This is a genomic window from Rodentibacter rarus (assembly GCF_001998965.1).
Lineage (GTDB): Bacteria > Pseudomonadota > Gammaproteobacteria > Enterobacterales > Pasteurellaceae > Rodentibacter > Rodentibacter rarus.
Genome location: NZ_MLHJ01000050.1, coordinates 23,520 through 29,706 on the forward strand (window position 1 = coordinate 23,520; position 6,187 = coordinate 29,706).

The window sequence follows — 6,187 nt, forward strand, 5'->3', positions numbered from 1 at the left end:
GGAGTAAAACCTCCGTTTTATCAGACTGGTGAATAGAGGCGCTTACGATTTCCTTTGAGGATTATTGTTTACGCCAAGTCGTGCCATTTGCACTGTCTTCTAATACAATACCCATAGCATTTAAGGCCTCTCTGGCGGCATCTGCCGCTCCCCAGTTTTTGGTGGCTCTGGCTTCATTGCGTTGCTGGATCAATGCCTCAATTTTTGCGATCTCATCATCGTCAGAACCGGCTTGCAAAAAGCTTTCCGGATCTTGTTCTAATAATCCCAAAATGTGAGCCAATTCCCGTAGGCGTGCGGCTAATCCATTGGCCTTTTCTATCTCTTCTGATTTTAATTTATTGACTTCCCGTGCCATTTCAAATAACACGGAAATCGCATTTGGTGTATTAAAATCATCATCCATTGCTTCACGGAATGCTTCAACAAAATGTTCTCCGCCAAAAGCGACCGCACTTTGATCCGTTCCCCGCAAGGCGGTATATAACCGTTCCAATACGCCATGGGCTAAATTCAGGTTTTCTTCACTGTAATTGAGCTGGCTGCGGTAATGAGCGGATAATAAGAAATAGCGTACGGTTTCCGCATCATAATGGTTGAGAACATCACGAATAGTGAAGAAATTGCCGAGTGATTTCGACATTTTCTCTTTATCCACCATAATCATACCGGAGTGAATCCAATAATTAACGTAATCGCCACCGTGCGCACAGCAAGATTGAGCAATTTCATTTTCGTGATGAGGGAACATTAAATCCGATCCGCCGCCGTGAATATCAAAATGTTCACCCAATTGTTTACTATTCATCGCTGAACATTCAATATGCCAACCCGGACGCCCCGCTCCCCAAGGGGAGGGCCAACTTGGTTCGTTCGGTTTTGACATTTTCCATAGCACAAAGTCCATTGGGTTTTTCTTCACTTCGGAAACATCCACCCTTGCTCCTGCTTGGAGTTGTTCTAAATCTTGACGGGATAATTGCCCATATTCTTTGAAACTTTCTACATCGAACATTACATCGCCGTTTTGTGCGACATAAGCGTGTCCACGTTCAATTAATTTTTCAACAATTTCAATAATTTCCGGAATATGATGGGTGGCTCGGGGCTCTGAATCGGGGCGTAAAATATTTAACGCATCAAAATCTTTGTACATTTCTACAACCATGCGATCAACCAATTGTTCGCAAGTTTCTTGATTTTCTAGGGCACGTTTAATGATTTTGTCGTCCACATCGGTAATATTGCGTACATAGGTCAAATCATAACCCAAATAACGCAAATAACGGGCGATCACATCAAAGCATACAAAGGTGCGTCCGTGTCCGATGTGACATAGATCATAGACGGTGACACCGCACACATACATCCCCACCTGATTGGCGTGGATAGGTTTAAAAATTTCTTTTTCTCGGGTTAGGGTATTGAAAATTTTTAGCATTTTTTTCTCGGCTTAAAATTGATATTGAAACTGACCGCACTTTTATAGCACTTATTGCCTATTTATGGAATAATGGCGTCCTTTAAATTTCATAGGGAAATCAAAATGGTTATTTTACACACAAACTTTGGCGATATTAAAATTGCATTAAATGCAGAAAAAGCGCCAATTACAGTCGAAAATTTCTTAACTTATTGTAAAAACGGGTTTTATGATAACACAATTTTCCACCGTGTTATTGACGGATTTATGATCCAAGGTGGCGGTATGGAAAGCGGAATGAAAGAGAAAAACACCAATGCACCGATTCAAAACGAAGCGGCAAACGGGTTAAGCAATAAACGTGGCACGATTGCTATGGCGCGCACCTCCGATCCTCATTCTGCTACGGCACAATTTTTTATTAATGTAGCGGATAATACGTTTCTAGATTACCGTGCCAAAGAAATGTTTGGCAAAAATGTGGTACAAGAATGGGGCTATGCGGTATTCGGTGACGTGGTGGAAGGTATGGATGTGATCGATCAAATCAAAGGGGTGAAAACCGGCAATAAAGGCTTTCATCAAGATGTGCCGAAAGACGATGTAGTGATTCATTCTGTTACAGTGGTGTAATGAAAAACTGATCGCTGTCTCTGCTTATTTAGATTAGGCTCACTTTCTTGAATGAAACACAGTGAGCCTAAATTTTTTAGAGAGAATTAATGAAAATCACGAGAATAATGAGAGGGATAACATATTTTACATAGTTAAACCAAACTGTTGTAAATTTTTTACTTGCTCCTAGTTCTTTTTTCGCTTCATCTTTCAAAACAAATCCTACGAAAATTGCACTGCCAAGAGCGGTTAAAATAAACAAAATATTACCACTGACGTAATCAAAGGTATCGAAAATACTGCGCCCTGCAATGGTTATATTTTTCCAAACATTATCGCTGAGTACTGAGGGGATATTGCCTAGCACAAAGATGCCGCCTAATGTGATTGCAATGGCTTGTTTACGAGTGAGTCTTGTTTTTTCCTGCAATGCGGTAATGAGCACTTCATAAATCGTAATTGATGTGGTTAAGGCAGCAATGACCAGTAAGCTGAAGAAAATAGTAGCAAACATTGAGCCTGCCCACATATGTGAGAACACAATCGGCAAGCTTTGGAAAACAAGTGCCGGTCCTGAATTTGGGGCTACGTTAAAGCTAAATAAAGAAGGGAAAATCATAAATCCGGCAGCGAGAGCGATTAGGGTATTGACTATGCCTGTGATTGTGGCGGTTTTTACCAAATTTTCCTGTTTATTTAAGTAGCTCGATAAGGTGATAAGTACACCAAAGCCCAAACTTAGTGCAAAAAATACCTGTCCTAATACAAAGATAAATAGCTCCTTGGTGATTTTGGAAAAATCTGGGACAAGATAAAATTTAATTCCTTCCATTGCCCCCGGTAGTGTGATATTACGTACAATCATTATCAAAAGAAACACAAAGAGTAATGGCATTAAAAATTTTACTGAGCGCTCAATACCATCCATAATCCCTTTTGCCAAAATGATGTAATTGACCAACACAAATAAGCCTGTATAAATTAAAATTGCGATGGGGTTATTGTGAATGTGTTGCTCAAAAAATACAGCTGTCGTTTCAATCGTTACAGGTTCGGAGAGATCAAGTTGTCCGCTGATGAGACTGCCGATATAATTTAGTACCCAACCGCCAAGTACCATATAGTAGGCTAAAATCCCGAATGCACCGAGCAAGCCCATATAGCCTAATATTTTCCAGCCGGAAGGAATTTTTTTACCATTTGCCGTACCGCTGAAAGCATCAATGGCGTTTTTTTGAATGCGCCTGCCAATGACATTTTCAACCAAGATCATTGGGATACCAATGATGATCATTGCTATACAGAATAGAAATACATAAGCGCCTCCACCATTTTCACCGACAAGATAGGGAAAACGCCACGTTGCACCAAAGCCGATGGTTGCTCCGGCAACGGTTAAAACATAGGTTAAACGGTTAGACCAAGATTGTCGTGATGTTTGTGCTGTCATACTGTAACCTCAAATTTTGTAAAAATGGGAGAAAACGCACCGCAATGTGTGGTGCGTTTTATCATCCGGTATGCTGTTATGCTAATGCTGTTTTTGCATCTGTATAAGGCAGACCAAAGGCATCGCTAACGCCTTTAAAGGTACATTTGCCGTTATAAGTGTTTAGACCTTGTAATAAAGCCGGATCAGAAAGACAGGCTTGTTTTACGCCAAGTTCAGCAATTTTTAAGCCATATTGTAAAGTTGAATCGGTTAAACCGAGAGTTGAGGTTCTAGCCACACAACCCGGCATATTCGCCACGCAATAATGAATGATTCCGTCAACCTCAAAAATCGGATTGTTGTGTGTGGTTGGGATCGAGGTTTCAAAGCAACCGCCTTGGTCAATCGCCACATCGACTAAGATCGCCCCTTTTTTCATCAATTTTAAATCCTCTCTATGAACTAAACGTGGTGCTTTCGCGCCTGGGATTAATACTGCACCGATCACGACATCGGCTTCCGGTAACAGGCTTAAAATATTGCCGCGTGAGCTACTTAACGTCTTGATTCGCATACCAAAAATTTGGTCGATATAGGCTAAACGTTCAGCGTTAATGTCTAAAATCGTTACGTCTGCCCCGATCCCTATTGCAATTTGTGCCGCATTTAAGCCCACCACGCCACCACCTAAAATGACGACTTTTGCTTTAGGTGTACCGGCGGTTCCACTGAGTAACACACCGGCTCCCCCAAAAGTTTTTTGAATAAACTTAGCCGATTCGAGTGTCGCTAACCGCCCGGCTATCGCACTCATTGGCGCAAGACACGGCAAGCCTGTTGGGGTTTTAATGGTTTCGTAAGCAATAGATTGAATGCGACGGGAGAGAAGCATATCGGTGAGCGGTTTATCGGCCGCTAGGTGAAGATAAGTGTATAGAATTTGATTCTCGTGGAAATAATCATATTCACATTCAATTGGCTCTTTCACCTTAATAATCATCTCGCTGTTAGCAAATAAGGTCAATTTATCGGTAATTTCTGCACCGGCTTGCCGGTAGGCATCATCACTAAACCCGATTTCTGCACCTGCCTCCGTTTCAATATACACTTTATGACCTGCCTCAACGTAGGATTGAACATTGGCAGGGGTTAAACCGACACGGTATTCTTGGACTTTGATTTCTTTTGGACAACCTATAATCATTTCTCATCTCCTTTTTTATTTGATCAATATTCAAAATAAAACATAAAATCAACATATATAAAATACGTTTGATATATTTTTACAAAAATTATTTAACGCTGTCTGAGATCTGGTTCACAAAATTGTAAATTTATTATTTCAGTGTGCAGAAAAATAAACAAAATCAACCTAAATTATTTGTTAGAATAGTTTTAAGTTTACATAGCTACTTAGCCATTATCCTTTAAGATGAGTTATAAAATTTTTGTATTTCCTCCTTTTTTAAGGATTTAGTTGATTATGCTTTTTTTTGATACCCATACACATTTTGATTATTTACAACAATTTACCGGAGAGCCTATTTCACAATTAGTGGAAAATGCCAAGCAAGCCGGCGTGGAGAAAATGCTGATTGTGGCGGTATTGGCGAGAGATTTCAAAACTATCCAAAAAATGACCGCACTTTATCCGCAACATTTATATTATGGGCTGGGGTTACACCCGCTTTATATTAAGGAACATTCGCAAGCGGATTTATTGATTTTGGAACAAGCCTTAGCGCAGGCGGATGACAATGCGACAGCGGTAGCAGAAATTGGCTTGGAGCGGGCTATTCCTGATTTATTGACAGACGAACTTTGGCAAAAGCAATGCCATTTTTTTGAATGTCAGCTTTATCTTGCAAGACAATTTGCCTTACCCGTGAATATTCACAGTCGAAAATCGCACGATCAAGTGTTTCGCTTTTTAAAGCGTATTTCACTGCCTAAATATGGTGTGATACATGGTTTTGCCGGCAGTTATGAACAAGCCAAACGGTTTGTGGATCTGGGCTATAAAATTGGTGTAGGCGGCACGATCACTTATCAACGAGCGAATAAAACCCGTCAAGCGATAGCGAAATTGCCGCTGGATGCCTTGGTATTGGAAACCGATAGTCCCGATATGCCGGTGTTTGGTTTTCAAGGACAACCGAATCGCCCTGAGCGGATAATGAATACTTTTGAAGCGCTATGTGAATTAAGAGGAGAATCTGCGGATAGCATAGCTGAAATTATTTGGCATAATAGCAATGAATTATTTGGGAGATAGAATAGCGTAATGGGTATGATTGGACCTCATGAGGGAAAAGAATTAGCGTTGATGTTAAATCATCAAAAAGATCTCGCCTTGTTTTATACTGATTATGAGATACCTGAGGATTTTTTCCCTTATTTAGATAATAAGACATTTCACTCAAAAACAATTAATTTAAAAAACTCATTGGGTGATTTTTCCTATTATTTAATATACCGGCAGGAACATATAAAAAAAGCAGAAACATTAACCTCGGTTCTACGGAAAAGTTATGATAAGTTTGATCCTGATTTAGAAAGAGAAATTGGTCGATTGCTTGGTTATGCTCAGGATGACATTGAATATTATATAAACCATTGTTTAAATTGATACAGGAAAGTGTATTATATGTAATAAAACAGTTTCATTGCAGGTAATACTATGGAGAAATATCATTTTGTCAGTCAGTCAGTCAGTC

6 protein-coding genes are annotated in these 6,187 nt (G+C 39.9%); 3 read left to right on the forward strand and 3 right to left on the reverse strand.

Translation table 11 applies throughout. The features are described 5' to 3' along the window. Window positions 1-61: 61 nt before the first annotated feature. Complete coding sequence (cysS, locus tag BKK50_RS06180; protein ID WP_077416356.1) at window positions 62-1,441, reverse strand: cysteine--tRNA ligase; 1,380 nt, start codon at window positions 1,439-1,441, stop codon at window positions 62-64. A 105-nt stretch (window positions 1,442-1,546) separates the two neighbouring features. Between cysS and BKK50_RS06185 the strand changes: the two genes are divergently transcribed. Continuing rightward, window positions 1,547-2,056, forward strand: coding sequence for a peptidylprolyl isomerase (locus BKK50_RS06185; protein WP_077416358.1), 510 nt, complete (start codon window positions 1,547-1,549; stop codon window positions 2,054-2,056). A gap of 76 nt (window positions 2,057-2,132) precedes the next feature. Here BKK50_RS06185 and BKK50_RS06190 read toward each other — a convergent pair whose 3' ends face one another. Together BKK50_RS06190 and ald are read right to left on the reverse strand one after the other, a co-directional pair. Then, complete coding sequence (locus BKK50_RS06190) at window positions 2,133-3,488, reverse strand: sodium-dependent transporter (protein WP_077416360.1); 1,356 nt, start codon at window positions 3,486-3,488, stop codon at window positions 2,133-2,135. 76 nt (window positions 3,489-3,564) lie between these two features. Next, entirely contained in the window at window positions 3,565-4,674 is a 1,110-nt protein-coding gene (gene ald, locus BKK50_RS06195; protein ID WP_077416362.1) for an alanine dehydrogenase, read from the reverse strand. A 279-nt stretch (window positions 4,675-4,953) separates the two neighbouring features. Between ald and BKK50_RS06200 the strand changes: the two genes are divergently transcribed. Beyond that, entirely contained in the window at window positions 4,954-5,745 is a 792-nt protein-coding gene (locus BKK50_RS06200; RefSeq protein ID WP_077416364.1) for a TatD family hydrolase, read from the forward strand. Window positions 5,746-5,754: 9 nt separating this feature from the next. Next, window positions 5,755-6,099: a hemocin immunity protein gene (locus tag BKK50_RS06205; RefSeq protein WP_077416366.1), complete on the forward strand. Its 345-nt coding sequence runs from the start codon at window positions 5,755-5,757 to the stop codon at window positions 6,097-6,099. Window positions 6,100-6,187: the final 88 nt, after the last annotated feature.